Origin of the sequence: Clostridium ihumii AP5, assembly GCF_000612845.1 — a bacterium.
Taxonomy (GTDB): domain Bacteria; phylum Bacillota; class Clostridia; order Clostridiales; family Clostridiaceae; genus Clostridium_J; species Clostridium_J ihumii.
Map to the genome: position 1 here is coordinate 1 of NZ_CCAT010000024.1, position 1,726 is coordinate 1,726.

Below are 1,726 nucleotides of genomic sequence, written 5' to 3' on the forward strand. Positions count from 1 at the left end.
TCGTCTTATTTTTCTAAGCCGTAACGTCTTCTGTAAAACCAACATCTTTTAATACATCATTTACACACTCTTGTAAGTTAAGTAACTTAGGTACTTGTTCAACCTTATAAGTTCCATTCATTATTAATGTAACCCACACCTTTACACATCCACTTTCTTTGTTAAATTTAAACATATTCATCATCCTTTCTTTTACTATCTTAATAATTTTAAACATAAAAATAACACCTTCTAAGTTGTTGGTGTTCCTTGCATTGATATTAAATTCATCATTTCAGCTAAACTTTTTTGTGTATTTTCTAATTCTACTTTCATTCTTTTATTGTCTTCTTGTAATCTTTCTATATCTGTTTTTTCATTTTTATGCTGTTCTTCTATTTTATTATTTTGATCCCCTAAATACTGTTCATATTTTTTACCGACTTCTAAGGTTGAAGTTAAATTATCTAATTTTAATCTATTTCTAAGAATAGTTGCACTTTCCACATTAGTTACTGTACCATCCTCATTGCATATTAAAATTATTTCATTGCAAGTTTTGAAAAACGGAGAAGAATCTAAAAAATCCTTAGCTGAAACTCCATTTATTGATTCTTTTTTATCCCATATTTTTATCATTTATATACCTCCTAATAATATCTTATTAAATTAAACAAATATCTATATTCTTTGTTGGATAAGCATCTTTACCTTTAGTTCCACCAATTACAAACAATTTCTTATCACAACATGATACTGTGGCAAAACCTAATAAAGCAGTATCTCTACTTGCGTATAGGGTACTTGTAGAAGTTTTTATATTATATATATATACATCGCAGAAGTATATAATATAAATATTCTTTTCATCATTGCAAAGATACTTATATAACGTATTATTACTAAAATTTATATTAACTGTTGTTTCTGTATTAGTAATTAAGTTGCGAATTATAATACTATCTATATGAACCTCATATAAATTATCATTTATAACCACACCAGTTCTATAATTTGCTTCTCTGCTAGTCCATGTCTTAGTTAATGTGTTAAATATTTTTGAAGCAAAATATAAATTATGTTTATACCCATATAGTAATGGATCTCCATCTGTTTTGCCAATCTCCCTTGGACTCCCCTCGCTAGATAAATTAAACACTTCTATATTGTTCTTTGGCAAACGATTGAATCCGGCTGACACAGAATGATCCTTTTCATCATAATAACCATTTACAGTATAAATATTATTGTTATATGCATATACGGACATTCCTATGCCTTTGAAATTGCTAGATATTGTAGTTATAGTAGCCTTTTTAGGGTCGATAACTTCTAAATCAGTAACGTGAGCATTAGACGCATTATAACTATATGGAACACGTATTCCACCTAATACATATACTTTTCCGTCATAAGCTACAGATGAAGCGCTATTCCTTTCCGATGGTAAAGTTAGCTTATAACGCCACTTAGGACGTACATATTTGTAATTTTTATCATCAACACTAGTTTCCAACGCCGGTGTAGTCATTAATGCATTATAAAGTTGTTCATACGTCATGTCTTTATTTGCAAATCCATCTAAGCCAGTAATAATATCAACTAGCTTTTGTTTATTATTACTGGCATTTTGAAAAAGTTCATTTAATGCTCCATTTACATTCGTAGACTTAAAATTATGATTACTTAATTTAGTTTTTTCGGCTGTTACTTCTATGCCTTTTATTTCTTTCGTCATATCTTCCAA

At 28.6% G+C, this 1,726-nt stretch carries 3 protein-coding genes; all 3 read right to left on the reverse strand.

Going from position 1 to position 1,726, the window contains the following annotated elements:
• Nucleotides 1-13: 13 nt before the first annotated feature.
• Complete coding sequence (locus BN346_RS04260) at nucleotides 14-217, reverse strand: hypothetical protein (protein WP_034439823.1); 204 nt, start codon at nucleotides 215-217, stop codon at nucleotides 14-16.
• A gap of 14 nt (nucleotides 218-231) precedes the next feature.
• The gene (locus BN346_RS04265; protein WP_034439825.1) at nucleotides 232-618 is read right to left on the reverse strand and encodes a hypothetical protein; all 387 of its coding nucleotides are present in this window, start codon (nucleotides 616-618) and stop codon (nucleotides 232-234) included.
• A gap of 25 nt (nucleotides 619-643) precedes the next feature.
• A partial coding sequence (locus BN346_RS04270) for a Kelch repeat-containing protein (protein WP_203226288.1) occupies nucleotides 644-1,726 on the reverse strand: 1,083 nt, incomplete at its 5' end.

Coding starts and splice junctions, on each gene's coding strand:
- BN346_RS04260 (WP_034439823.1), bottom strand. CDS start 217: ATGTTTAAAATTATTAAGATAGTAAAAGAAAGGATGATGAATATGTTT.
- BN346_RS04265 (WP_034439825.1), bottom strand. CDS start 618: ATGATAAAAATATGGGATAAAAAAGAATCAATAAATGGAGTTTCAGCT.